The organism is Ruegeria sp. AM5, from assembly GCF_056540645.1.
This window is the reverse complement of sequence record NZ_JBQFXC010000002.1, coordinates 173,454-199,039: the sequence shown is the minus strand read 5'-3', so window position 1 is coordinate 199,039 and position 25,586 is coordinate 173,454. Positions and strand designations below refer to the sequence as shown.

20 protein-coding genes and 1 riboswitch are annotated in these 25,586 nt (G+C 56.8%); of the genes, 7 read left to right on the top strand and 13 right to left on the bottom strand.

Annotation, left to right across the window (positions count from 1 at the left end):
* Nucleotides 1-33: 33 nt before the first annotated feature.
* Both ACR0AH_RS06860 and ACR0AH_RS06855 read right to left on the bottom strand, forming a co-directional pair.
* Nucleotides 34-876: an amino acid ABC transporter permease gene (locus ACR0AH_RS06860; protein ID WP_170393841.1), complete on the bottom strand. Its 843-nt coding sequence runs from the start codon at nucleotides 874-876 to the stop codon at nucleotides 34-36.
* 1 nt (nucleotide 877) lies between these two features.
* Nucleotides 878-1,624: an amino acid ABC transporter ATP-binding protein gene (locus ACR0AH_RS06855; RefSeq protein ID WP_480591019.1), complete on the bottom strand. Its 747-nt coding sequence runs from the start codon at nucleotides 1,622-1,624 to the stop codon at nucleotides 878-880.
* A 269-nt stretch (nucleotides 1,625-1,893) separates the two neighbouring features.
* Here ACR0AH_RS06855 and ACR0AH_RS06850 point away from each other — a divergent pair, with 269 nt between their 5' ends.
* Genes ACR0AH_RS06850 through ACR0AH_RS06840 form a run of 3 tightly spaced genes read left to right on the top strand, consistent with a single transcriptional unit; the run spans nucleotide 1,894 to nucleotide 4,472 of the window.
* Nucleotides 1,894-2,472 (top strand): carboxymuconolactone decarboxylase family protein, encoded by a 579-nt coding sequence (locus ACR0AH_RS06850; RefSeq protein WP_170393839.1) that lies wholly within the window; start codon nucleotides 1,894-1,896, stop codon nucleotides 2,470-2,472.
* An 11-nt stretch (nucleotides 2,473-2,483) separates the two neighbouring features.
* On the top strand, nucleotides 2,484-3,071 hold the full coding sequence (locus tag ACR0AH_RS06845) for a helix-turn-helix transcriptional regulator (RefSeq protein ID WP_170393837.1): 588 nt from the start codon (nucleotides 2,484-2,486) through the stop codon (nucleotides 3,069-3,071).
* A 12-nt stretch (nucleotides 3,072-3,083) separates the two neighbouring features.
* Complete coding sequence (locus ACR0AH_RS06840; RefSeq protein ID WP_170732630.1) at nucleotides 3,084-4,472, top strand: MATE family efflux transporter; 1,389 nt, start codon at nucleotides 3,084-3,086, stop codon at nucleotides 4,470-4,472.
* On the opposite strand, the gene ACR0AH_RS06835 is transcribed toward ACR0AH_RS06840, so the two are convergent.
* The 4 genes from ACR0AH_RS06835 to ACR0AH_RS06820 are packed head-to-tail and all read right to left on the bottom strand — an operon-like array spanning nucleotide 4,447 to nucleotide 10,766.
* Nucleotides 4,447-5,691 (bottom strand): NAD(P)/FAD-dependent oxidoreductase, encoded by a 1,245-nt coding sequence (locus tag ACR0AH_RS06835; RefSeq protein ID WP_170732629.1) that lies wholly within the window; start codon nucleotides 5,689-5,691, stop codon nucleotides 4,447-4,449. The two genes, ACR0AH_RS06840 and ACR0AH_RS06835, sit on opposite strands and share 26 nt — an antisense overlap.
* Nucleotides 5,692-5,702: 11 nt before the next feature.
* A complete protein-coding gene (locus ACR0AH_RS06830) occupies nucleotides 5,703-6,716 on the bottom strand; it encodes an Ldh family oxidoreductase (protein WP_170732628.1) in 1,014 nt (337 codons plus the stop codon).
* Nucleotides 6,717-6,776: 60 nt separating this feature from the next.
* Complete coding sequence (locus ACR0AH_RS06825; RefSeq protein WP_480591018.1) at nucleotides 6,777-8,297, bottom strand: trimethylamine methyltransferase family protein; 1,521 nt, start codon at nucleotides 8,295-8,297, stop codon at nucleotides 6,777-6,779.
* Between the two features lie 15 nt (nucleotides 8,298-8,312).
* Complete coding sequence (locus ACR0AH_RS06820; RefSeq protein ID WP_480591016.1) at nucleotides 8,313-10,766, bottom strand: GcvT family protein; 2,454 nt, start codon at nucleotides 10,764-10,766, stop codon at nucleotides 8,313-8,315.
* A 255-nt stretch (nucleotides 10,767-11,021) separates the two neighbouring features.
* Between ACR0AH_RS06820 and ACR0AH_RS06815 the strand changes: the two genes are divergently transcribed.
* Nucleotides 11,022-11,915, top strand: coding sequence for a LysR substrate-binding domain-containing protein (locus ACR0AH_RS06815; protein WP_170393823.1), 894 nt, complete (start codon nucleotides 11,022-11,024; stop codon nucleotides 11,913-11,915).
* Between the two features lie 54 nt (nucleotides 11,916-11,969).
* On the opposite strand, the gene ACR0AH_RS06810 is transcribed toward ACR0AH_RS06815, so the two are convergent.
* From ACR0AH_RS06810 to ACR0AH_RS06795, 4 genes are read right to left on the bottom strand one after another with little or no spacing between them, the layout of a single operon-like run.
* Entirely contained in the window at nucleotides 11,970-12,983 is a 1,014-nt protein-coding gene (locus tag ACR0AH_RS06810) for a FecCD family ABC transporter permease (RefSeq protein WP_480591015.1), read from the bottom strand.
* Between the two features lies 1 nt (nucleotide 12,984).
* Nucleotides 12,985-13,932 carry an ABC transporter substrate-binding protein gene (locus ACR0AH_RS06805; protein ID WP_480591013.1) on the bottom strand — a complete coding sequence of 316 codons (948 nt, stop codon included), beginning with the start codon at nucleotides 13,930-13,932 and terminating at the stop codon, nucleotides 12,985-12,987.
* An 18-nt stretch (nucleotides 13,933-13,950) separates the two neighbouring features.
* Entirely contained in the window at nucleotides 13,951-14,736 is a 786-nt protein-coding gene (locus ACR0AH_RS06800) for an ABC transporter ATP-binding protein (RefSeq protein ID WP_480591012.1), read from the bottom strand.
* Complete coding sequence (locus tag ACR0AH_RS06795; protein ID WP_170406981.1) at nucleotides 14,733-15,089, bottom strand: DUF1636 family protein; 357 nt, start codon at nucleotides 15,087-15,089, stop codon at nucleotides 14,733-14,735. Before ACR0AH_RS06795 ends, ACR0AH_RS06800 begins: the two co-directional genes overlap by 4 nt.
* A gap of 102 nt (nucleotides 15,090-15,191) precedes the next feature.
* Nucleotides 15,192-15,399, bottom strand: a riboswitch (cobalamin riboswitch).
* Nucleotides 15,400-15,657: 258 nt separating this feature from the next.
* On the opposite strand from ACR0AH_RS06795, the gene ACR0AH_RS06790 reads away from it, so the two are divergent.
* Nucleotides 15,658-16,725, top strand: a complete 1,068-nt coding sequence (locus tag ACR0AH_RS06790; protein WP_480591010.1) for a catalase family protein — start codon at nucleotides 15,658-15,660, stop codon at nucleotides 16,723-16,725.
* Nucleotides 16,726-16,743: 18 nt separating this feature from the next.
* Nucleotides 16,744-18,405 carry a peroxidase family protein gene (locus tag ACR0AH_RS06785; RefSeq protein ID WP_480591008.1) on the top strand — a complete coding sequence of 554 codons (1,662 nt, stop codon included), beginning with the start codon at nucleotides 16,744-16,746 and terminating at the stop codon, nucleotides 18,403-18,405.
* Here the strand turns inward: ACR0AH_RS06785 and ACR0AH_RS06780 are convergent.
* Nucleotides 18,402-21,404, bottom strand: coding sequence for an ATP-binding protein (locus ACR0AH_RS06780; protein ID WP_480591006.1), 3,003 nt, complete (start codon nucleotides 21,402-21,404; stop codon nucleotides 18,402-18,404). The two genes, ACR0AH_RS06785 and ACR0AH_RS06780, sit on opposite strands and share 4 nt — an antisense overlap.
* Nucleotides 21,405-21,985: 581 nt before the next feature.
* Here ACR0AH_RS06780 and ACR0AH_RS06775 point away from each other — a divergent pair.
* Nucleotides 21,986-23,302, top strand: a complete 1,317-nt coding sequence (locus ACR0AH_RS06775; protein ID WP_170732618.1) for a UDP-glucose dehydrogenase family protein — start codon at nucleotides 21,986-21,988, stop codon at nucleotides 23,300-23,302.
* Nucleotides 23,303-23,332: 30 nt separating this feature from the next.
* On the opposite strand, the gene ACR0AH_RS06770 is transcribed toward ACR0AH_RS06775, so the two are convergent.
* On the bottom strand, nucleotides 23,333-24,265 hold the full coding sequence (locus ACR0AH_RS06770) for a hypothetical protein (protein ID WP_170646813.1): 933 nt from the start codon (nucleotides 24,263-24,265) through the stop codon (nucleotides 23,333-23,335).
* Nucleotides 24,266-24,271: 6 nt separating this feature from the next.
* The gene (locus tag ACR0AH_RS06765) at nucleotides 24,272-25,585 is read right to left on the bottom strand and encodes a TRAP transporter large permease subunit (RefSeq protein WP_170393803.1); all 1,314 of its coding nucleotides are present in this window, start codon (nucleotides 25,583-25,585) and stop codon (nucleotides 24,272-24,274) included.
* Nucleotide 25,586: the final 1 nt, after the last annotated feature.

Sequence of the window (25,586 nt, the reverse complement as noted above, 5' to 3'; positions counted from 1 at the left end):
GGTTCTCCTTGTTGTCCGGTTAAGTTCTTGTGGTTATTGGTCGACGGCATATTTCTTCTCCAGATAGCTAACGCCAATCGACAGGATCAGGGTCACCACCAGATAGACCAGCGCGATAGTGAACCAGATTTCAAAACTCATATACGTGTCGGATATAATGTTGCGCCCGAAGGTGGTGAGTTCGGCCACGGCAATGACGCTGACAATAGCCGAGGATTTGATCAAGTGGACGACCTCGCCCGTCATGGGCGGTAGCATAAAGCGAACAGATTGCGGCAGAATGATATATCTGTAGGTCTGATAGGGGGTCATACCGATAGACTTGGCCGCCTCCCACTGACCAGATGGGATGGCGTTGATCCCCGCCCGTAGGATTTCTGAAATCAAGGCTGAATGAAACACCGCCAAAGTCAGGATGCTGGCGGTATATCGATCAAATCCAAAGATAGGACCCAGGACATAATAGAACAGGTAAAGCAGAACCAGCAGAGGGATATTGCGGATCAGTTCAAGGTAGGCAACCGCGACAGCAGTGCCAACTACCAAGCCGGACAAGCGCAGTAACGCCACTAGCAACCCGATAGCTGTGGCCAGCAGAAACGAGGTAACTGACAGCTTGATCGTGGCAACCAGTCCGATGGGGATTTCGCCCCACTCGAACCCAATCTCGGTGTTGCGGTACAGGAATTGGGGCACGCGATACCACTGCCAATTATAGCCCATACCCTGCGCGCCAACATATGACCCGTAGGCGATCAAACCGACAATAACCGCATAGATCACGACGGACACTAACACCGAGCCAAAGAACCGCTTGTATAGTGGCGGCTTCGGCAGCGCTTGCCCGCGTCCCTGTGATATGCCCAGATCGGTCACGTTAGTGTTCCAATATCTGGTTCAGGAATAGACGGCAGCGCTCGCTTGACGGGTTGGTGAAGAACTGATCGGGCGGCGAGATTTCGACGATCTGCCCCGCCTCCATAAAGACCATCGTGTCGGCGACCTTGCGCGCAAACCCCATCTCATGCGTGACAACCACCATGGTCATGCCCGTATCGGCCAGTTCAACCATCACATCCAGCACCTCGTTGATCATTTCGGGATCAAGCGCGGATGTTGGTTCATCAAATAGCATGATCCGTGTTTCCATGCACAAGGACCGCGCGATAGCGACGCGCTGTTGCTGCCCCCCCGACAATTGCGCCGGGTACTTATCGGCCTGCTCAGGAATATGAACGCGGTCGAGATAATTGCGCGCGGTTTCCTCGGCCTGCGCCTTGGATAGCTTGCGCACCTTCATCGGTCCGATCATCAGGTTTTCAAGCACAGTCAGGTGCGGAAACAAGTTGAACTGCTGGAAGACCATGCCGACTTCCTGTCGCAGTCCACGGATTTCCTTGGCACCTTCATAGACTTCGATCCCATCGATCACGAGACGCCCGGAATTATGCCACTCTAACCCGTTGAAACAGCGGATCAGGGTGGACTTTCCCGATCCGGACGGGCCGCAGATTACCACCTTCTCACCTTGATGAACGGTCAGATCGATGTTCTTGAGCGCATGGAAAGTCCCATAGAACTTATCCAGATTGGTCACTTCGATCATGGGGGAGAGCTGTGTCATGCCGAACCTGTCAAGATGCGGATCAGCTGGCGTCGCTGATCTATGACGCTGTGGTAGTGCGATCGCAACATGAGGTCATGCACGCATGCGCACGAAGTCATTCGCGGCGATTCAGGCAGAGTGGAGAGATCTGGCAAAGCCTCAGAATCCTCAAATTCGTTGCGCGCTGTTCAATATGGTTGCTTAATGTGCAATATTCGTCAATAAAAAACTCAGCCGAACGGCACACGCCGCGAAAATAGAAACAGAAAACACGAGAGGAAACGTGAATGTCCGCCTGGATTCGGATGATATCTGACGAAGATGCCGACGAGCACCTGAGAGCGACTCTGGATCTGGCGCGCACACCACACGGGACCGTGGACAACGTGATGCGCGTGCATTCACTGCGTCCCAACACCATGAAAGGTCACGTCATTCTGTATCGCGCGTGCCTGCATGATGAAGCCAATTCCATACCCATGTGGTTTCAGGAAGTCATCAGCTCTTACGTATCGACGTTGAACACCTGCCCCTATTCTTATGCCAACCATTGGGCAAACGCCCGACATCTGATCGGTGACGACGCACGCGCCGACGCAATCGAGGCCGCGTTAAAGGCCCATCGTCCGCAGGACGCATTTGAAGGTGCGCAGTTGGCCGCGCTGATCTATGCGCAAAAGCTGACCCTGTCGCCGGGTGCAATGGAGGAATCCGAAGTTCGCGCATTGAAAGATGCCGGCTGGGAAGACGGAGAGATTCTCGAGATCAACCAGATCGTCGGATATTTCAATTATGCCAACCGATTGCTGAATGGTCTGGGTGTCACAACGGAAGGGGACGTGGTGGGCTACTACGCCGAGGATTGACGGATTGAATCATGCACGATGACACGCCGGGAAGACAGATTGATCGCGCTATTGGTGCCTCGCTCAGGGAGCTGCGCCAAAGCCGCAAGCAATCCGCCCGTCGGTTGGCAGAACAGTCTGGTATCTCGGCTGCAATGGTCAGCCGTATCGAAAACGGGTTGGTCTCTCCGTCAATCGATACGCTGGCTGCACTTGCCGAGGCGTTGGAAGTACCAATCGTATCGCTGTTTCGCGAAGCGCGGACAGATCACACCGACTATACGCTGGTTCGCCATGGCGAAGGGCTAAAGTCTACGCGACTGGCGGGCGGCCATTCGCACGAATACGTCAACCTTGCGCTGCATTCCCGGAAGGACCTGCGCTTTCAGGCCCGTCGTGTCACGTTGTTGCGCGACGAGGGGCAGCCGCCCACTTATGTCGGCCATGGCGTCGTGTTTGTGCAGGTTCTCGAAGGGCAGGCCATCTATCGCTACGGCGAGGCCCGATTTACTCTTTCAGCAGGAGACAGCATCAGCGTCGATGCAGAGCTGAATCACGGCTTCGAAGAGGTACTGACCCCCGAGTTCGTCTTCCTGACCGTTCAGGCCGAACGTCCGTAGTGGCCAGTTGATATGGCCATCCCAACTGAAATTGATCTGACGCGCGGGCCAATCTCGACCCATTTCCGAACCCTGGCGATCCCGGGCGCAATCGGGATGTTGTTCAACACTCTCTACAACGTTGTCGACATGTTCTTCGCCGGCCTTCTCTCGACCAGCGCGCAGGCTGGATTGGCACTAGGTTTTCAGGCCTTTTTCATTGCCATTTCGGTCGGGGTCGGGTTGGGTGCCGCGATGAGCGCGCTGGTCGGCAACGCATTAGGCGCTGGAGACACTCGAGCAGCGCGGCGGTTTGCGGCACAGGGAATGATCTATGGCTTCATTGCAGCCTGTGTTCTGGCGGCGGCTGGTCTCTGGTACGGCCCTGCGCTGATAACTCTGGTTTCGGAACCGGGACCTTATCGCGATGCAGGTTTACGTTATTTCCACTGGCTCCTATTGGCCTTGCCCGGATTTCTACTGGCCTTCGGTTGCAATGGCATTCTCCAGGCACATGGTGACGCGGTATCGATGCAACGCGCCCTCATGGTGGCGTTTTTTGCCAATATCGGTCTGAACCCCCTCTTGATCTACGGCATTCCGGGCATGATCCCGGGCATCGGATTTGATGGCCTCGCTGTATCGACGGTGATCAGCCAGACCGGTGTGATGGTGTTTCTGATCCGTCAGGTCCTCAGACGCCGCAGGATGAGGCGCATGCGCCCCCGAAACTTCATTCCGCGCCTACAGAAGTTCAAGGAGATCTCGGTTCAGGTACTTCCCACAGCGACATCTTTCTTCGTGATGCTGCTGTCAGGTTTCGTCATGCAGTTCGCCCTGAAAATCTTTGGAGAGCACGCAATCGCTGGCTTTGGCATTGCCATTCGGCTTGAGCAGATTTTGCTTTTGCCGGTGCTGGGGGTCACGGGGGCACTGCTGCCCATCGCGTCCCAGAATTTCGGTGCCCGCGACTATGAAAGGGTACGCGAGGCACTGTTTTATTGCTGGAAAGTCGGGTTCATCATGACCGCCATCGCAGCCCCCATATTGTGGATATTTGGCCGCCTTATGATGGGCTTTTTCACAGACGATCCCGAAGTGATCCGCGTCGGACTTAGCTATCTACGTGTCGATAGTCTGATCCTCCCGATCTACATGATGCTGTTTTCCATCAACTCGCTATTGCAAGCCTTGAAGCGACCGATCTGGACCGTGTGGATCAGCCTATATCGTCAGGGATTTGGCGTCGCCTTTTTTGTCTGGATTTTCGTCGGCCTGCTCGGCTTTAACGAAATTGGTGTCTGGTTCGGCACCGCGGGTGCCGTGGTGACTGGCTGGATGATCGCGTTGCTGATGACGTCCCATGTGGCTCAAAAAGAGCTGGGCGGGCTTTGGCTCAGGACGAGAACCGATCTGGACTGAAGGCTTCTATATCGATGTCCGGTGATCTGCCAGCAATTACATCTGCGATTATACGCGCCGTCGTCGCGCCTAGTGTCAGGCCAAGCTGTCCGTGACCCGTCGCAAAGGCGACGTTAGCCAGTCGCCTGCTGCGGCCAATGATCGGACGTGTGTCCGGTGTAAACGGGCGGCGACCCATCCGGCGTTCCGCATTATCGGTCTTCAAACCCGGTAATACGCGGAATGCACGCCTGACCAGCACATCGGCTCGGTTCCAATTCGGCTGCGCGTTCAGGTCGGCAAATTCTGCGGTACCGGCCACTGCCAGCGCCTGCTGATACGGTGTAATGCCAAACCCGCCTTTGGCATAAAACACCGTATGGCGGAGCTCGACCCCGCTATCTTTCAACGCAGTCGAATATCCGATCACCCCTTCCATCCTCAGTTGAACGCCCAGCGTCTTGGCCAAGATTCTAGACGGCGTTCCCGCAGCGATGACGAAATCATCTGCGCTGATCGATCGCCCATCGCTCAGCTTCACGCTTTTCACATGTTGTCCGTCCTGCGTAAAACCGATTGCTCTTCCTGCGACGACTGCCCCGCCGCGGCTGCTAAAACTCTGCGTCAGCGTTTCAACCAATACCTTAGGGTCCGTCACAAAACTCCAGTCTCTAAGCAAAGCTGCATGTTTGAAATCAGATGCTATTGCAGGATCGATTTCATGCGCTTCCTGACCTGTAACTTGATCAATCGTGCAGCCCAACTCACGCGCCAACTCAAAAGCTGGGCGCATGGTCGCAAGGTCATTGTCGTCGTCAAACAACTTGATTACCGGCCGTTCGACCAAAAGCTCAGGATGGCCTACATCTAAAAGCTGAGCCTTGAAATCCGCTGTTGCAGCAAACGTAAGTCTTGCCAGATCGGAGGCGATTGTGCGCATTTTCGAGCGTCGCGCATTGGCGGTAAACCGTGCAAACCACGGCAGCAGCTTCACTGCTGAAGCCGGGCGCAGTGTCAACGGGGCCTCGGCATCCAGCAACCAGCCCGGCACTTTCATCAGCATCCCCGGCTGCGACAACGGCACGATCTCACCCACTGCGATACACCCGCAGGAAGCCCAACTCGCGCCCTCACCAACCGGACCCGGTTCTACGATGGTGACCTCGTGGCCCTGCGACTGCAATTTCAGCGCACAGGATATTCCGACGATGCCGCCGCCAATTACAACCACCCGTGCCATTACTGGGACCCCTACAGAAGTTCGCGAAGTTGCTTCATCAAGTCCGCCGTGACGCGAACACCATCCGCTTCGGCCGCAGCACGGTTCTTCAAGCGGCCATCTCCGGGAACGCGGGCATCCCCGTTGCCTTCAATCTCAGCGCAGATGCGTTGGACATAGTCTTCAAATGCGGCATTCCCGAAACGCGCCGGATCAATCGCGATCAACGTTGAACCGCCCTTGATATTCAAGGCACCGTGCGCTTCGCGGTTGGCATTGTCCACGGACAATGTTCCACCGGCCAGTGCCGCGCCGAGAACTTCGATCAAGAAGGCAATCGCAGCGCCTTTGTGCTCGCCAAACGGCAACAGACTGCGGGTCTCCAAAATCGCGTTGGGATCGCTGGTTGGCTGACCGTTCGGGTCAAGCCCCGCAGGGCGCGGCAATTCGTGCCCTTCGGCCGCGGCCATCCGGATGTCCATCAGCGCAACCATTGACGAGGCCTGATCCCAAACAACCGGCGCACGACCCGGTCGCGGGCAAGCAAAGGACATCGGATTGGTGCCAAAAACAGGGCGGGTGCCGCCTTGCGGCACCACCATCGAGAGCGAGTTCACAACACCTAGCGCTACCAGCCCAGCGTCCGCCAGCGGACCTGTATCGAAACGTAGTGCCCCCAGATGGTGGCAATTGGCACAAGTAAACGCGGCAATACCATTCGCGCGCGCCATTTCAATAAGCTCGTCTCGCGCTTTGGCGGCCACGATCTGGTAATAGCCATTGTCACCATCTCCGCGCAGAACCCCCGGTGCGATCCGTTCGACACTCGGGTCGGCCTCGGGGTTGGCATATCCCGAAGAAAAGCTCTGCGCATAAACAGGCAACATCCTTAACCCATGGCTACGCGGGCCGTCGCGCTCGCTCATCCGCACAAGCCCGGCCAGAACCGTGCTGCCATGTTCATCCATGCCTGCAGCCACAAGGACAGATTTTGCCAATTCCTCTACTTCGTCGAGTGAGAGAGCGATCGTCGAGTTATCGGCCATGTGCCTAATCCTGTCGTTGGTTGAGGAAACGGGCACATAAGTGCCCGCTTGCAGATCTGTTTAGGCGCTGTATTCCACCCGCTTCTTAGCGACGAATTCATCCAACGCCACGCGCTGATCGTCCGGCATTGGTGGCTGGACGTAGGTGTTCAGCATACGCTGCGCCTCTTCCGTGCCAACGGTTTCTGCGGTTTTAGCACCTTCTGCTTCCCACTGTTCAAAACTGTCATTGTTTTGCAAGTGGTTCATATGCATTGGGTTTTCGCGCGTATGGTCAGTACCAAGGAAGTGCCCACCCGGTCCGATTTTGTCAATGTCGCCCAGCAACGTGTCCAGATTTTCCTCTTGCAGGCCGCTGAAGAAACGGTGGAAGTTTTCCAACTGCAACGCGTCCTGCACCCATTTAGAGTAGCTGACCCCAAGCGCGCCTTCAAGGAAGCCTGCTGAGTGTACGATGTAGTTTGCACCGCCCAGCAGTACCGGCCACATGGTGTTTGCGGTGTCGAACGCAGCCTGCATATCCGGGGATTTCGATCCGGTCCACATGGTACAGGTCCGCCATGGCACACCATAAAACCGAGCCATCTGACCCACCAGAAGGTTCATCAGCCCTGGTTCGGGCGAACCCATCATCGGTGCACCTGTCTTCATCGAAACGCCCATGATTGCTACCCCCAGCACCATCGGGGCTCCGCGCCGGATGATCTGGCTGTAGGCCATACCGGCCAGAGATTCTGCAATCAGCAGCGCGACACCGCCCTGCGGGCTTGCAGGTGTGCTCGCCCCTGCAAGAACAAAGGGCGACAGCAGGCAGGGCTGGTTGGCGGCGGCATAGACGCGCAGGCTCTGCAACATGGTCTCATCCCAGACCAACGGTGTGTTGCAGTTCAGCAGGGCTGCCATCACCACATTGTTGTCAACAAATTCCTCACCAAACACGATGCGAGTCATCTCTACCGAATCCAACGCTGCCTGTTCGGATAGAACTGAACCCTTGATCGGTTTGTCGGTCAGCGTCAGTGCGGCATGAACCAGCTCCAGGTGGCGTTGCGGGACGGGTACGTCCTGCGGCTCGACCGGCAAAATACCCGGTACCATCATCGACTGACTCATCTGACTGAGTTTGAAGAAGTTATGCGCATCCTCCAGCATCGAAGGGCGGCGCACACCATCCAGACCGTAGACAAATGGCGCGCCATACGCATTGGCAAAGACCGAATGCCGATTGCCCACCCGCAGCGAGCGTTCCGGGTTGCGCGCGGCATAGCCCCATTCCGAGGGAACGGCCGAGATCAGGTCCATCAGCATCTCGCGTCCGATGCGCACCCGCTCACCCTGCACATCCGCACCGTACTTCTTCCAATCCGCTAATGCCACCGGATCGCGGAACTCAATCCCTGTGGTTTCAAGTATAGTCATGGCCGCATTGTGGATTTTCTCAACGCCTTCGGGACCAAGCAGATCAATCGGGCCAACTTTGCGGTTCAGCGTCGACAAGTAGACAGGGGGCGGGTTGGTACGAGCCTTGACCCGCGCGGCACGTCCACCGCCACGGCCCGAGCGTGCTTTGACTTCTGCCATCTCAAATCCTCCGGATCAGGCGCGCGCGCGGGCGCTGGTGGGATCAACGGCGCAGGTATCGATCACTTCGGCCTCGCGCATTTCATTGTGGATGAGCACCTGCATTTTGGTGCCGGGTGCCGTCATCTCGTATGGAACCAGCGCCATCGCAATGTCGTGGTTGCAGTAATACGAGAATCCGCCCGAAGTGACGCGTCCGATCAGCTTGCCATCGGCATAGACGCCTTCGTCAAACATCACCGAGGTGTCGCAGAACGGCAGCTTCAGTGTGACCAGTGTGTTGTATCCACCCTGCTCCTGCTGCTGTTGCAACGCGGCTTTGCCGATGAAATCACGTTCGGCCACCTGCCCGCCGATCTTCTCGGTCATTGCAACGAAACGGCCCAAATCGGCCTCATATGGGGTCAGGTCCTTGCAGATTTCGCGGTTGATCGCGCGATAGGATTTCTCAAGCCGCATCGACTCCAACGCTTCAAGCCCGAAGGGTTTCACACCCGATTTCAGCAGCAGATCAACGAGGTGGCGATTGTACCCGACCGGGTGGTGCAGTTCCCATCCCAACTCACCGGTGTAGGAGACGCGCAACAAGTGCACACCTTTGGCATAGCCCACCTCGCCCATCTGTGCCGACAGCCATGGGAATGCTTCGTTCGACAAATCATTATCGGTCAATGGTTGCAGGATGTCCCGTGCCTTGGGCCCGGCCAGTGCGATCACGCCCAGCTGTTCTGAGATATCCTCGATCACCACCGAGCCATCACCTGGCAGCACGCGCTGTAACTGATCCCAATTGTAGGCTCGCCAGTTCGGCGTCGATATCAGGTAGAAATCGTCGTCGGCATAGCGCACGATTGTGTACTCCGCATCCATGCCGCCCTTGTCGTTCAACATCAGCGACAAGGTCATGCGGCCCACCTTGGGCAGCTTGTTGGCCATCAGGCTATCCAGCCATTTGGCGGCACCCGGCCCGCGCACAGTGAACTTGGTCATCGGCGACATTTCGATGAAGCCAGCCTCTTCACGGGTGGTGCGCACCTCTTCCTGAACACGCTCCATATGGTTGGTGCGGCGGAAACTGTGTTCGGGGATCGCCTCTTCGGGCGATTTGGCAAACCAGCGAGGAAATTCGTAGCCGTTAAAGCTGGTCCAAACCGCGCCCTGAGCAGTCAAAAGATCATATGACCCCATGGTCTTCATCGGGCGCGCATCCGGGAAGTCCTCACCCGGAACATGCGCATCCATATGGGTGCCCCATGTCTCGCGCACCTTATCCATGGTCCAACGTTTTGAGGCGTAGTCCGAGAATCGACGCGGGTCGAGCTCCGACATATCCATGCCCGGATCGCCATCGACGATCCATTTGGCCAAACGGTTACCAACGGTGCCGCCCCAGAGGATGCCACCAGGCATGCCTTCGGCCAGCCAAAGGTTCTCATGCCCTGGCGCGGGTCCGGCCAGAGGCAGCTCGTCCGGGGTCATCTGGAACGGGCCACGGGTGTTGGCCTTGATCCCAACCTCACCCAAGGTTGGCACCCGTTCGATGGCGCGTTCCCATTGGGTTTCCACGGCATCAAAATCCTCGGGCAACAGATCGGCTCCGAACTCGGGCGGGACACGATCCTCGGCGAATAGTTTGAGGTCTTTGGTGAATTCATACGGCCCGAACTGGATCCCGCCCACATCTTCGCGCAGATAAGCGCCGTAGTCCTCATCCCGCAGGATTGGGAATTCGGGCAAGCCTTGCGCCCGGCGCTCTTTCAACAGCGGCACCGTCTCGGTCGTCCAATACTGGTGAACGATCGGGATACATGGCAGGTCCAGCCCCACGCGGCGCGCATTTTCGCGGGCGTAGTTGCCGGTGGCAAAGATCAGATGCTCGCAGGTGATCTCACCCTGATTGGTGGTCACTTTCCAGTGGCCATTGTCCAGCTTCTCATAAGCCTGCGCTTCGGTGTTCTGGTATACCTTGGCGCCGGCATCCCGCGCGAGCTTGGCCAATGCCATGGTAATGTCGGCGGGATTCACATAGCCGTCTTCCGTGTGCAGGATACCACCCCGAATATCCGGGCTTTGGTTCAGCAAGGGATGAACCTCGGCAATCTCCTCTGGCGTCAGCAGCTTACAAGGCACGCCCGCAGCTTCGGCAATCGAGATATAGGACTGGAACTCATCCCAGCGCTTTTCGGTATTGGCGACCCGCAGCTGTCCTACCTTACGCAGTCCGACCGAACTGCCCATCTTCTCTTCCACCTCGGTATAGATGCGGATGGTTTCCATCGTCATCTTCGACACGTTGTGCGACCGCACAAAGGTTACTAGCAAACCAGCCGCATGCCACGTCGAACCCGAGGTCAGTGTGGTGCGTTCCAGCATAACGGCATCAGAGCATCCATGTTCAGTCAGCCCATATAGAATTGACGCCCCGACGCATCCACCACCGACAACCACGACTTTTGCATGTGACTGCATACTGCAACTCCTTCAACTTGTGCACGACCAACCGGGGGTCGCATTGCATGACGAAAGATCGATATGAACACCAAGGGTCTTGAGGGCCTTTGATACATCCATTGATCATGTCTCAAACGGTTGTGGCGAATTTTCACCGTGAACCGCTGGCGGGCAATTGCAAAAAGATTCACTTTGAATAAGATCAGCTAAGCCTGATCTTCGGATAGTGCTTATATAATATTGGATTTACAAACCATCACAGGTCAAATCACCTTGCTCAACAGGCCCTACGATCTTCCACCTGTAAGTTCGCTTATCAGCTTTGAGGCTGCTGCGCGGCATGTAAGCTTCAAGACCGCCGCAGAAGAGCTGAACGTCACGCCGGCCGCAATCAGCCATCAGGTCAAAGCGCTGGAGAACGAGCTGCAATGCGCGCTGTTTCTGCGCCATCATCGCGGCGTGGAACTTACTGAAAGCGGTGCTTATCTTCTTGTTGCCCTTCAACGTGGTCTGGAAGGCATCAGCGAAGCCCTTGGGCAGTTGCGGCGTCAATATGACAGAAAAGGTGTAACGATCCGCTCAACCACGGCAGTCAGTTCACTTTGGCTCACCCCGCGCCTTGCGCAGTTCTGGAAGCAATACGGACATGTTTCCGTGACGCAGGTCGTGACTGACCTCGGCATCGACACGTCAAAATGCGACCTAAGTATCCATTACGGCGATTCCAGCCGCGAAACGGGCATCTTCAAGACACTATTTCACGACAAGATCATGGCGCTTTGCAGCCCAAGGTTTGCGCAACAGAATCCCATCAAACGTGTTGAAGATATTGCCAGGGTCCCCCTAATTCATCTCGACGCTCCGGATACCGGCTGGACCGACTGGCGTGCCTGGACCCAGAAACTCGGCTATGAAGGCCCCCTGAATTCCGCGCATCGGGTCAACAATTACACTATCGCGCTTCAGGCCGCGCAGGACGATATGGGCGCGGTGCTGGGATGGGAGGGACTGACCTCGGAGCTGACCGCATCCGGAAAACTGGTCAGACTGTTGCCGCAAACCATCTCATCGCAACTGGATTTCTACGTGAAACTACACAACACCTCATCCGACCGCGCCAAGCTTGTGTTCAAGTGGCTCGGCCAAGCGGCTGACGGAAAGGTATAAACTCGGCTCAGACCTGATCAGGACGAAATATCTTGTGAGCGAAGATCGAGGGCCTTACCGTTGATTTCTCGCAGTCCTGAATAAAAGCAAGAATACAAACACCGATCCGATTGAAGTTGTGACGATCCCCACCGGCAATTCCTGCGGAGCCAGCAGAAGCCTGCTGAGAATGTCAGAGCCGGTCAACAAGGCAGCACCAACCATAGCGGCGGTAGGTAGAATGTTTTTGTGCAGCGGACCTGCGATCCCGCGTGCAATATGCGGCACCATCAGACCGACAAAACCAATCACCCCGGCTACGGAAACAAACACGGCCGTTGCCAACGCTGCGGTGAAAAACATGCTGAACCGCAGACCCCGAACCGGCACACCCAGAGTAGCGGCAGTCAAATCCCCGGTCAGCAGCGCATCCAACCAGCGGCTGCGATAAAGCGAATAGCTCAGGATCAGCAGCAGACCGATGCACACCAGCGGGAACGTCTCCCAACGGGCCAGGCCCAGCCCCCCCAGCATCCAGAAGATGACAGAATGGGCGGCGCGGCTATCGCCGGCGAAAATCAGATAGTTGGTGATGGCCGAAAACAAAAACGACACAGCCAGACCCGCAAGGATCAGCTTCTCCGGTGCGCTGGTGCGAAGCCCATGAACCAGCGCCAGCACGATGCCCGACGCCACAAGACCGCCGCAAAAGGCAGCCAGCGGCAGAGTCCAGAAACCCAGAATATCTCCGGTCACGGTAATTACAAACACCGCCCCCGCTGCCGCGCCCGAGGACAGGCCGAACAGAAATGGATCGGCAAGGTCATTACGTGTGGTCGTTTGCAGCACCACGCCAACGATGCCCAGCCCGGCACCGATCACGGCTGCAAACAACGCGCGGGGCAATCGCAGGTCGAATACGATCCTATGCAGCGGTGACATCTCTCCGTCCTGCAACCCGGTACCGCGCAATATCGCGGTGAAGGTGTCGGACAAAGGAATCGAGGTTGTGCCGTAGATCGTGGAAATCAGCAAAAGGGCGGTCAGAACGACCGCCCCCAGCAACAACGTCAGGCCCAGTCGGCCCATATTAGCTCTGACCCGGATGCATCGCGCGCGCCATCTTCGAGATCGCTTCGATATTTGCCGGTCCCGGCGTTAGCTCTTCGTAGCGCAATCCGATCCAGCGTTCGTTCTTGACGGCATCAGTCTGCGACATGACGGGATGTTCCTGCAGGAACTTGAAGGTGTCCTCGGCACCATTGCCGGTCTGATAATCCAACAAAACCAGGAATTCCGGGTTCGATGCGGCAACGGCCTCCCACGAAGTGCGGCCCCAGCTCGTGTCCATATCATGAGTGACGTTTTCACCACCGGCGGCTGTGATCATCGCGTCGGGAATCGCGAATTTACCGGCGGTAAACGGAGCATCTGCAGGACCATCCAGAAGAAAGACGCGGGGCTTGGGCAGTTCAGCAGTCTTGGCTTCGATCGCTGCCAGCTGCTCTTTCCAGCCCGAGACCAGAGCCTCGGCCTTGTCTTCGACTTGCATCACCTTGCCCAAGCGCAACACATCGCCAAACAGAAGATCCATGCTGGCTTCGGGGCGATCCTTGTCCAGATGGACACAGCTTTCCGTTAGAACCAAGGTCTTGATTCCGAACGGTTCCAATGTATCTGGGGTCACATCACCACCCGGCTTCATGCCATAGTACCAACCGGCAAAGAACAGGTCGGGTTCAACCGCCACCAAGTTTTCGACGGTCGGATATTTCGGCGCAAGCTCGGGGATGTCGCCGCGCAGGGCATCAAAATCAGGGCTGGTCTTGTACCAGCCGGTGATGCCGGTCAGGCCGACGATCTTGTCCTGCAGACCCAATGCAAAAGCCATATCGGTCATGTTCATGTCATGCACAACCAGGCGCTCGGGCGCGGTATCAAAAACCAGCTGTTCGCCGCAGTTGTCTACGGTGACTTCTTGCGCAGCAGCACCGCTTGCCATGGCGGTGGCCAACGCCACGGGCCAGATGTATTTCATCTCAGTGTGTTCCTTCGACTAAGTTGAGATTGTGGTTCTTCGAATATCAAGCGCCGGGATCACGCGGCCTTCGTGGAGAAAGCAGAGGAAATCAACGCCAAAAGTTTCGCGGACTCTTTCGGGTGTCAGCACCTTGTCCACCGATCCAAACTCGATCATGCGGGTCGATTTCATCAGCGCCACGTGTGTGGCGAATTCGGGGATCATGACCAGATCGTGTACGATCATGACCACGGTGATCCCAAGCTCGGCGACCAAAGACAGCATCCGCCCTTTTGCATCAGGATCCAGATGGTTGGTCGGTTCGTCCAGAAACAGCAACGAAGGGTTCTGCGCCAAAGCACGTGCGATATGGGCACGCTGACGTTCGCCTCCGGACAGTTGGGCCATGCGCTTGTCCGCGAGATTGGCGAGACCGGTCAGGTCTAAAATCCGGTCCAGCTCTTGCGCGTGGCCTTCGGCAGAGCGGTCCGCACGGATGGGTATTTGCCCCAGCGCAACATAATCGCGCAACGCCAAGCGTCCATCGGGCAGTTCCTGCTGACCTACCACTGCAATCATGCGCGCACGCTCTTTGGCGGAGAGCTGTTTCAGACTGCGTCCTTTGATCCGAACATCGCCAAGTGCCAGCGGCTCAGCGCCGCACAACAGATTGAGAAGCGTCGTTTTCCCCGCCCCGTTCGGGCCGGCGATGGCTAGAATGGAACCCTCGTACAACTCGAACGAGACGCCCTGCAACAGGACATCTCCGGTAAGGGCATAATACTCAAGGTTTTCGGCAATCAGAAAGGGTGGCAACGTCATTGCGATGCCCCCTGTTCGATCCGCGGCATGCGCGAGAGGGTTTTATTGAACAACGCCTGCGGGCGATCAGTGGCATTTGTCCAGCCATCCGGGCTTTCACGATACTGCGCTGCAAACTCAGCCAGCGCCTGCACCTCATCCGCGGTCTGAATGCCACCAAAAAGGTATTGCGCCTTTCCTACGGCCTGGAACCCAACCGTTCTGGGACTATCGCAGCCTGCCATGCAAGACGACGCGCGGATCGCAAAACTGCGATGTAATTTCCCAGTCAACGCATCGCAAATTTCATCAAGGGGCAGCCCTTCAGTGCAGCTTTCGCAGACTAGAATGAAATGATCAGGCGTATCTGGCATGGTCCACTCCACTTGTTTCCAAGCGCATGCGGAAGCTGCCGACAATGTAAACACGCGATTGACGCGCCATCAAAGCCTCCTTCCAGGACGCCCCGCCCCGGGTTGGTTAAACATCTGATGGCAGGTCTCCTGACTTGCGGGTCCACGCTCGGCCAACCTTCCCGACCCTGTGGACCAGTGGCTGTTTGGCCTTGCTCACCGCTTACAGTTGCGGGGGCAGTTACGGAATTGGCACCTTTTGGCAAACCTCACCGTATTCCCTTTTCATCCCGCGGCAACACCACCGGGAACCATCAATCGATTGAGTGCCCGAGAACACCGGACACGTCAATGATAAAGTCGAAGGCGCCGAACTCTGGTCGAGGATCGAGCGCGGGCAACCACGTGTCCGTAGCACCAACCGAATGGGTTGGGCTGCGCGCCGAATTTGTCTGGCCACGGGTGTCCATAGTTGGTGTGTTTGGAAATTAGACAATCTGAGGTAAGCTGAACAAATTTAGAGGTTTAGCTTTGTCAGCGCCTTACCCCTGATTGATCATTGCCTGGGTTTATCCAAGGAGACGGTTCTTTGACGCATGTTTCGCAAAACGCATTGCCGCCGGATATTGTTGATGATGTCATTGACCACAATCTCGAGGCCGTTGCACGGTGGAAAAGCCATCGCTTAAGGGCTCAGCATGGGCGCAGTCACGGGTGTGTGGCTGCAACATTCACCGTCAGAAACGATCTACCAGAACAGTTCCGTCACGGCCTGTTTGAACAGCCCGCAGCCTATTCAGCCGCACTTCGCTTTTCCAACGGCGCGCATCTGGATGACCGGAAATCGGATGCCCACGGGATGGCGATCAAGCTTTTTGACGTGCCAGGCCCCAAGCTGATCGACGCCGAAGCACTTGCGCATCTGGGGACCACACAACTCAGCGACGAGTTCGATTTTGTATTGGTCGATCAGGATGTGTTTCCCAGCTATGTCCCCGATGAATATGAGCGATTGGGCAGGCTTGTCGCCACATTACAAGCGGTCCAGCACGCGATCAAAGGGCGACGAAATTGGAGCCTTAGGTTGATCATCAAAGGGCTGCGCGCAGGATTTCGAGCCTTCCTCACTCGTGAAGGCAAGCGTCAGTTTCGCGTCGCGAGTGATTTCGCCTCGAACTATATGCACTCACCTTTTGAGGTCCATTTCTGGTCGACAACACCGTATCGGCTGGGCCCCGATCTAACGATCAGATACCTGGCCCGCAGCGCTAAACTAAAAATTCCGGCACATCCGGTAGACGACCCAGATGGGATCGGGCAGTGTTTGCGGCAAGACGTGGCCGATGGAGATAATCACTTCGAGCTGTGTGTGATTGAGCCCCCGCGCCCGGCCGACGAATTCGATGTGCTAGACAATCGCATCCGGTGGGCATGCGATCCGCAACCAAATGCACCTCTTGATCCGTACCATCATACCGTCACGCCCGTGGCGGATATCACGATTCCCAAAGGTGCAGAATTTGATCCGCAGAATGGCGACGCGATGAGCTTCTCGCCTTGGCGTGTCACGGCAGATCACGAACCTTTAGGACCGATTAATGCGATCCGGCTCAGAACCTATCTGAGCCTGGCCCGCGCCCGGTTCCCGAATCGATGACCAAACGGAGATGTATTGATGCTGGACGTTGATGATCTGATCAAACTCGGATTCAAGATCTCCCCACCCGTTACGAGCTATTTAGCCGCGATCAGGCTTGCAAACGCCGCGAAGATCCACCGACCGCGGCCCTATACGATGGGCGCAGACTACACGACATGGCCCGGCGTGTTTTCCCATCGCTGGATCGGTCGGCATACAACGCCAGAAGACCTCTCACCCGTCCTGCCGTCGGAAAGCGAAGTTGCTGATCTCTTTCGCCGACGGACACAAATGGATGGCAGCCCGCTTACCTTGATGTGCCCGCAAGGATCGACACTTTTGTTTATCTCGGCCGCACAATGGTTTACTGACAGTTTCCTGCGCACCTTTGGGGCGAAGGGACCGGTTGATCAGACGGATTCGAACCACGAGGTCGATCTGTGCCAAATCTACGGGCTGAACGATTTTCAGACCGACATGCTGCGCGAACGCGATCCCGAAACCAATGAACTAACCCACCGGCTGGCCTTTCGTCTGGATACACAGGGCGAGATGTGGGCTCCGAAGCTGTTTCAAAAAAACCAATCCGGTGGTGTTAAGCTTGCGCCCCCCTTTGATGGCAGTCTTGCCACTGGCGAGAATTGCGGAAAGCCTCTGCACGAACCATGCAAGCTGTGGAATGCGGTGAAACGGGCGCATCCGGGTCTCAGCGATCACGCGATTGACCAGCTACTGCTCGATTTTCATGCAACCGGGCTCGATAATGGCAATGGTACCATAGGCTATATCGCGATCAATACGCTGATGTTGCGCGCCCATAACACCTTTGCTGAGCTGTTGTGGCGCGAAAAGCGCGGCATATCAGGCTGGGATAAAGAGCGTGTGTTCCAGACTACACGCTGCACCTTGATCGCATTGCTGATCAAGCTTGTGCTTGAGGATTACATCGCCCACATCGCCAATATGCCATTCAAACTGCCCATTGGCGTAAATCGCTGGCAACCCTGGCATCACTCCAACCAGATCGCGATTGAGTTCAATTTGCTCTACCGCTGGCATTCGATGATCCCCGAACGGTTCATAATCGACGGCGCACAGGTTGGCCCAGAAGGCTTCAGGTTCAATCCGCGACTGGTCGAACAAACGGGCTTGGCGGAAATGATCCGATCATTGTCGCGCCAACCTGCAGCCCGCATGTCGCTGCGCAACACGCCCGATTTCCTGTTCCAAAGGCCTGCGCCCGGTGCTCCTGCCCCTGTCGAAGCTACAATTGCCCTGACGCGTAAGGCGCGTCTTCCGTCGCTGAACACTTATCGTCATCATTTCTGCCGCAAACCGCATTCAAGCTTTACTGAGATGGTTGGTGATCAGCCGTTTGCGGACGAATTGATTGCCGACCTGAGCCGGCTTTATTGCGACGTCAATAGGGTCGAGTTGTTCCCTGGTCTCTTTGCGGAACAGCACAAGGGCGATGTGATCATGGGCGATCTGATGACATCGATGGTGGCGTATGACGCAATCACGCAGCTTATGAACAACCCGATGGTGTCCAAAAACTTGTACTCGGCTGAGACTTTTTCAGAGAAAGGTTTTCAGTTGTTGAAGAAAACTTCGTCATTCTCGCAGGTGGCGCGTTTTGTTGGCTTGGACCTGCAACCCGAAGACTGCACTTTAGGTCGACGTCCCGGCGGGACCTAAGACGCGACCGCGCGCTCTTCCAGCTCAGCAATCCGCGCGGCAACTTCCGTATCGGCTGGCCGGATGCAGGCAAGATCACTCAGCGCGCGCAATTCATACAGCGCCGCGCCCTGATCATTTGCCACGGCTATAGCTTCACGCAAAGCCGCCTCAGCCGCATCGAACGGACTACCTTGTTCCAGTAGAAGAGCCGCCTTTATCCGGTGGATTTCAGCCTCATAGTTCCGCTCGTCAGTGTTTTCTGCACATGTCAGACCAGCCTCCACCGCATCCAACCCTTTCTGAATCTCACCCAGAGCAAGATAGCCCCGTGCGAGCTCGGCGTTGACGAGCACGCCAGCCGCCTCGGCACCCGTTGCGTGCATCCTTCCCCAAGCGGCCTGCAGCATGGCCACGCCCTCTGTGGCCTCGCCGGTTCTGATGGCAGCCCCGGCAAGATGGGCCGTCGCAACAGCTTGGTAATAAGGGCCGCCCTTGTCCTGAACAGCCGCGCTCAGCGCCTTGGCCATACGCGCATAATCCGGGTGGTCCATCTGCATGTGGATTTCGGTCAACCAATGCATTGCATTTGCGATGATCAAGGGCTGGCCCGACGCCATCGCGGCGTCAACTGCCCGCTTGGCTTTGGCGAGTGCCGCCTCAGTTTTGCCCTGAAAGCTGTCAACCAGCGCGCTCATACTCTCGATTTGTATCACGGCTGCAATATCGGGGCTGTTTCCAGCTTCGGCGCGATGCGCATCTGCATGAGACGCCGCTTGTTCCAGAGCTGCTGCCGCATCCTGAAACCGACCGCGCGGGGATAGCGCGGCCCCACAGATGTAGTTTCCGACCATTCGGGTGTGGTGATCGTCATACGCATCGATGATCGCTTGCCCCCATTGCTCGGCGTTCTGGTAATCACCTTTGACCATTGCAGCGGTAAACAGACCCCTGCCCGCGCGCACAAGAGTACGTCTGTCGCCCAGCTTTTCAGCCAGTTCAAAACTGCGCCCAAAGGCATCGATTGCGGGCTCGGCACCATAACCGACATGCACGCGTTCGGCAGCGGCCAGAAGGAATTGCAAGTTCAATTCAGCTTTATCGCGTTGGTCTGCGGGCAACTCGTCCAACAGCCGCAATCCGTTTCGGGCATGCTGAGCCCCTTCGCGATTTGCGTGGCGCCTCAGGTTCAGCCGCGCGGCCTCCGACCAGGCGGCCACCGCCTTCGTTGTTTCACCGGCCAGTTCCCAGTGCCGCGCTATTTGTTCAGGCTGTCGGGCGGCTTCCGGTTGGGCGGCAAGGGCTTCTGCCGTACGTCGATGCAAATGAATGCGACGGTCCCGCACAAGGCTTTGATATGCCGCCTCACGCACCAATTCATGGCGGAACCGCCAGATCATTTCTGCGTCGTCATTCGCGCCGGGCAGATGTTGCAAAATACCCGTGGCGGCGAGCCCAAAGATAGCGTCTTCGGACTCGTCTTCAGTCAGTCCACTGATCTGAGCCAGCAAAGGTGCCCCAAAGGCACCACCAATAACAGCGGCCTCGATCGCGGCGCGTCGGAGTTCTCCGACCTCGTCCACCTGTTGCGCCAGGAGGTCATGCAACGTGGCGGGAATGTTGTCCACGATACGTTCAGGCGACGCAGCGATGGCGGCAGAGCATTCCTTGATGAAAAGGGGCACACCATTGCCGCGCGCCAAAATCTGCGCCGTGGTGCGGTCGTCAAGGCGCTCACCCGAGGCCGCCTTGGCCAGTTCTGACGATGTCGCATCATCGAGCGGTGGAAGCGACAATTGCTCAAGAGACGGTATGCTCTCTTTGATCGCTGATGGCGCCGGCATCCGCGAAACCATCAACATCAGGACGGGAAGTGATGTCAGATGCTCGGCCACGTCGCGCAGCACCGAAAGGGTCGATGGGTCGACCCATTGCATATCCTCAACCACGACAAGCACCGGCCCCTCTCGGCTGAGTTTTTGGTAGACGCGGATGAATATGTCACTCAGCTGCGCGCGCAGTTCGTCCTCACTGGTCGTCCCGCTGTCGCCGGGGCCCGGGGCAAGAATGAAATACAGCGTGCGAAGTTGCGCGTCGTCCAGAATATCGCTCAGATGTTCTGACAACCGGTTGCGACGCGAGGCAATATCGTCCTGATCGTGGATGCCGCACCACCGTTCGACCTGTGATATGAAGGGAAAGAACGGTGTGCTGACATGGAACGGGCTGCAGTGATAGGTCACCCATGCCTGCGGCCCGACCGACGAACGCAGATCACGGATCAGGTGCGATTTGCCAATCCCTGCCTCACCCAATATGTGAATCACCCGCCCTCTTCCAGCGTCCACATCTTTCCACGCGCGGCGGAGTTGTCCGCGTTCGGCTTTGCGGCCAAGCAACGGGGTGCGGTTATGGCGGCGTGCCTGATCCTTGCCTTCACCGGTCAATCGATAAACTGGAACAGGCCGGTCGAACCCCGCGAGGTTCTGAACGCCTTGCGGCTCGAACTCCATTTGTTCGGCCCCAAGCGCTCGTGTTGCCGCAGAAACCATTGTTCCACCGGGGGTCGCCAACGACTGAAGACGTGCTGCAAGATTTAGCGTCGATCCAAAAATCGCGTCGGGCTGAATATTGGTCCCAAGCGCGATGTCCCCGACAAGAACCACGCCGGATGCGATCCCAATCCGACACCTGAGATCGAGCGGACCCGCCATTGCGGGCAGATCAGTGTGGATGCGCAGCGCCGCGCGTAGGGCGCGCTCGGCATTATTTTCAGACGCAGCAGGCCAACCAAAGGCGACGAGGATACCGTCGCCCACGATCTGCAGCACCCTGCCCCCGAACTCATCGGCAATTTGTTCGACCAGTTTATGATAACGTAATGTCGTAGACAGCAAATCTTCGGGCTCAAGCATTTGAGCCAATACCGTGGACTCGACAAGATCCACCATCATGACAGTCAGATGGCGGTGCTCCATCGCGCCAAGATCAGTTTCCGGGCCGGTGGGGTGCAGCACCATCAGCGCGCTCCGCGACCGGCGCTCATGCGGCGTGGAGATTTAAGGCCAACGCCTTCCCCGGAACCCAAAAACGAGAACATGCCCCCCATCGCGAAGCCTTAAAATAATTAACAGATTGCTCGCACCGCCGCTCGACACCACGAAAACTGATTGTGAGACTATATGAAGCTTCGCATTCTGGCTATGCCCAACGCCTGCTGAAGCGAAGAAGTGCCTGATATTACATGTAGGATTGAGAATGCGCGCCAGCGGTCGAACGAATGCCATCGTCGGAAATCCGATCTGGCAACGAATCTTGATCGCAACACGCCGTTCTTCGCCGAGACCAGATAGCCAGTTCAACGCAAGCCACGAACAGCACTTGAACAATTCACCACAACAAGCATATTCGGTCGCCAAGAGACAGTCTGATGATTTTGCCCTATCGCCCGCAACACCTCAGAAGTGCCGAGCTGTTGTCGAAAGCAAGCCGGCAATGCCTAGGCGGTTGTAATTATCGAGCCCCAAAAGCTCTTAGTTCAGCGGTTGAAAGAGACCAGGAAATGCGCCATTGGCGAAACCCAAAAGAAGGAATTCGATAAATGCGCATTGCGATGATTGGCACCGGATATGTCGGTTTGGTGTCCGGGGTTTGCTTTTCGGACTTTGGCCATGATGTGATTTGCGTCGATAAATCCGATCGCAAGATCAAGATGCTTCAGAATGGAGAGGTGCCGATTTACGAGCCGGGCCTTGATGTGCTCATGGCCAAGAACGTGGCTGCTGGCCGCCTGACCTTTACCACCGACCTGGCCGCTGCGGTCGACGGCGCGGACGCGGTGTTCATCGCGGTGGGCACACCTACGAGACGCGGGGACGGGCACGCTGATCTGACTTATGTGATGGCCGCCGCCGAAGAAATCGCTCATGCCATCACCGGCTATACGGTTGTCGTAACCAAATCGACTGTCCCGGTCGGCACCAACCGCAAGGTTCATGAAGTTGTCTCGGGTGCAAATCCGAAGGCGGAATTCGACGTCGCATCGAACCCCGAATTCCTGCGCGAGGGCGCAGCAATAGATGATTTTATGCGCCCGGACCGTGTTGTCGTAGGGGTCGAAAGCGAACGAGCGGCGGATGTCATGGCCGAGATTTACCGCCCGCTTTATCTGCGTGACTTTCCAATCCTGACCACTGATCTAGAAAGCGCCGAGATGATCAAATACGCGGCGAACGCATTCCTGGCGACCAAAATCACGTTCATCAATGAAATCGCCGGTCTTTGCGAGCGGGCAGGCGGCGATGTCAAAGAGGTGGCGCGCGGTATTGGTCTGGATGGGCGGATCGGCAACAAGTTTCTGCACGCAGGCCCTGGCTATGGCGGCTCGTGTTTTCCGAAAGACACCGCTGCACTTGCCCGGATCGGACAGGATTTTGCCCACCCGATGCAGATCACCGAAACCGTCATTCGTGTAAACGATGAGGTCAAGAAGCGGATGATCGAGAAGATCCGGGATGCCTGCGATGACAGCTTCAATGGCAAGACCGTGGCGGTTCTGGGTGTGACTTTCAAGCCCAACACCGATGACATGCGCGACGCACCTTCCCTGACCATCGTTCCCGCCCTGATCGGCGGCGGTGCCCAGGTCCGCGTTGTCGATCCGCAAGGCCGTGCCGAGGGGGAAGCGCTGCTTCCTGGCGTCGAGTGGATGGATGATCCCTACGCCGCGACCAAAGATGCGGACGTTGTTGTCTTGCTGACAGAATGGAACGAGTTCCGCGCCCTGAACCTGAGCGAGCTGGCAGAGACTATGAGATCCCCCCGAATGGTCGACTTGCGTAATATCTACTCGTCCACGATGGTTCTGGGATCGGGATTTGAAACCTATGTCGGCGTCGGGGTTGGGGATCAGCGTTAGGGCTGGCACCGCCAATGCCTCTGGCCCAAATCAACTGGTTGTGGCAGCCGTCTGATACAGTCGGCGCATGATCAGCGGCGTCAGATACATCGGTATCTGATAGGCCCCGATGAACACCATGATCGGCGCGGTCACTTCAGGTGGCAGTGCCACGAAGAATATCGCGATGTTCCGGTTTCCGGCGATCAGAGACACCGCCGTAGCCTCGGCACCGGGCATTCGAGTTCGTGTGAATTGGAATGAGACAACCTGAGCCCCAAAGTTGATCAGACAGGCAAACGCGATCCAGAACAGCGCGACACGCGGGTCCACAAGTGCGGTTGCGCTCAATGATGGCATCAGGCCAACAACGAAAACGGACAGAGTAATCGTTGCCGCACCTTCCACGTTCAAAAGCGTAGACTTTGAAGGTTGGCGCAGCACCGTGCGGCGCAATATGACAGCCGCGAGAATTGCTATTGTGATGGTAAGAAAAAGCCGAAGCGCGGTCATCAGGACCGCCCTGAGATCACCCAATTCCGGCATCAGCCAAAAGATCGGTAACGCGGTCAGTGGCAAAACAGCCGTTCCAACCACGACCAGTCGCATCGCCGGTTCCGCAGAATAGCCCATCATCAGGCACATATTGGGGCTGCCGGATATTGATGGGGCTGCAGCCATGACAAGCAATGCCAAAAAAACTGGCGAACCGGTCCATCCGCAGGCAATTCCAATCCCAACGACAGACAACGGCAAAACCAATTGAAAGGCGGCAATCGTTCCCGCAACTTTTCGCAGGTCAACCAGCGAACCCACAATGGCCCCCGGCTGCATTCGCAGCAGCGTCAAAAACAGCAGGAGCATGACCAAGGGCGGTAAGAGAGGCCGCATCGGTGCGGCCAGCCCCGGCAGCAGAAGGCCTGCGGCAAGGCCCGATACTAACACATATGGGCCGTGACGCGCCGCGAGGTGAAGCGGGTTCAACGGTGTCTACCCACCGGGGCTTTGACGCAGGTTTTCGGGCAGCCACGTCGCCAACTCGGGGAACCAGATCAGAACGAACACCATCAGCACCATGATCAGGAACATCGGGATCGCAGCGCGGGCGATATAGCTCATTTCATGGTTAGTCATGCCCTGCATCACGAACAGGTTGAAACCAATAGGAGGTGTGATCTGCGCCATCTCGACAACGACCACGATGAAGATCCCGAACCAGATCAGATCGATCCCGGCGTCCCGGATCATAGGCTCGACAACAGCCATAGTCAGCACAACCGAAGAAATCCCATCAAGGAAGCAGCCCAGAATGACGTAGAAAACCAGCAGAACCATGAGCAGTTCGAACCGGGTCAGTTCCCAGCCCGCGATCAAATCCGCAAGCCCGCGCGGCAGGCCGGTAAAGCCCATCGACAATGACAGGAACGCAGCACCCGCTAGGATCAGCGCAATCATCGCACTGGTGCGGGTTGCGCCCATCAAACTTTCAGTGAAGGTCTTCCAGTTCAACGATCCCTGCCCTGCTGCCAGTAGCAGTCCGCCAATCACACCGAAAGCCGCCGCCTCGGTCGCTGTAGCATAACCCAGATACATCGATCCGATTACCACCATGATCAGCAGGATCACTGGCAACAGAAAGCGAGAGTTCTTAACCTTTTCGGAAAAGGTCAACTTGCTCTCATCGTTGGGGTTCCAGTCTTTGCCAACTTTGGAATAGATGGCGACATAGCCCATGAACATGGCAGCCAGCACAAGACCGGGTAGGATGCCTGCAAAGAACAGCTTGGTGATGGACTCGTTGATCGTAACGCCGTACACGATCAACGTTAGCGACGGTGGGATCATTAGTCCAAGTGTTGCCGCGCCGGTCAGCGTGCCGATGACCATGCGTTCGGGATAGTTGCGCTTTCGCAGTTCCGGGATCGACATCTTGCCAACCGTAGTCAGCGTCGCCGCCGAAGAACCCGATACCGCGGCAAACACCGTACAGCCTACGATATTCGTGTGAACCAGCCCTCCGGGCAAAGGTGCCATCCACGGCGACAGGCCTTTGAACATGTCTTCGGACAATCGGGTTCGGTAGAGGATCTCGCCCATCCAAATGAACATAGGCAAGGCAGTCAGGGTCCAGGAAGAGGACGCCGACCAGATCGTGGTGATCATGACATCGCCTACGGGGCGCGTCGTGAACAGCTCCATCCCGACCCAGGCGACGCCCATCAGGGCCAGCCCGACCCAGACACCGGTGCCCAGCAAGGTGAAAAGGACAAAGAGGAAGAGGATAATAACGGATATATTTTCCATG

Bases quoted from the DNA above. Each gene is read 5' to 3' on its own strand.
- ACR0AH_RS06855 (WP_480591019.1), bottom strand. From the start codon at position 1,624: ATGACACAGCTCTCCCCCATGATCGAAGTGACCAATCTGGATAAGTTC.
- ACR0AH_RS06850 (WP_170393839.1), top strand. From the start codon at position 1,894: ATGTCCGCCTGGATTCGGATGATATCTGACGAAGATGCCGACGAGCAC.
- ACR0AH_RS06845 (WP_170393837.1), top strand. From the start codon at position 2,484: ATGCACGATGACACGCCGGGAAGACAGATTGATCGCGCTATTGGTGCC.
- ACR0AH_RS06840 (WP_170732630.1), top strand. From the start codon at position 3,084: ATGGCCATCCCAACTGAAATTGATCTGACGCGCGGGCCAATCTCGACC.
- ACR0AH_RS06835 (WP_170732629.1), bottom strand. From the start codon at position 5,691: ATGGCACGGGTGGTTGTAATTGGCGGCGGCATCGTCGGAATATCCTGT.
- ACR0AH_RS06830 (WP_170732628.1), bottom strand. From the start codon at position 6,716: ATGGCCGATAACTCGACGATCGCTCTCTCACTCGACGAAGTAGAGGAA.
- ACR0AH_RS06825 (WP_480591018.1), bottom strand. From the start codon at position 8,297: ATGGCAGAAGTCAAAGCACGCTCGGGCCGTGGCGGTGGACGTGCCGCG.
- ACR0AH_RS06820 (WP_480591016.1), bottom strand. From the start codon at position 10,766: ATGCAGTCACATGCAAAAGTCGTGGTTGTCGGTGGTGGATGCGTCGGG.
- ACR0AH_RS06810 (WP_480591015.1), bottom strand. From the start codon at position 12,983: ATGGGCCGACTGGGCCTGACGTTGTTGCTGGGGGCGGTCGTTCTGACC.
- ACR0AH_RS06805 (WP_480591013.1), bottom strand. From the start codon at position 13,932: ATGAAATACATCTGGCCCGTGGCGTTGGCCACCGCCATGGCAAGCGGT.
- ACR0AH_RS06800 (WP_480591012.1), bottom strand. From the start codon at position 14,736: ATGACGTTGCCACCCTTTCTGATTGCCGAAAACCTTGAGTATTATGCC.
- ACR0AH_RS06795 (WP_170406981.1), bottom strand. From the start codon at position 15,089: ATGCCAGATACGCCTGATCATTTCATTCTAGTCTGCGAAAGCTGCACT.
- ACR0AH_RS06785 (WP_480591008.1), top strand. From the start codon at position 16,744: ATGCTGGACGTTGATGATCTGATCAAACTCGGATTCAAGATCTCCCCA.
- ACR0AH_RS06780 (WP_480591006.1), bottom strand. From the start codon at position 21,404: ATGGTGCTGCACCCCACCGGCCCGGAAACTGATCTTGGCGCGATGGAG.
- ACR0AH_RS06775 (WP_170732618.1), top strand. From the start codon at position 21,986: ATGCGCATTGCGATGATTGGCACCGGATATGTCGGTTTGGTGTCCGGG.
- ACR0AH_RS06765 (WP_170393803.1), bottom strand. From the start codon at position 25,585: ATGGAAAATATATCCGTTATTATCCTCTTCCTCTTTGTCCTTTTCACC.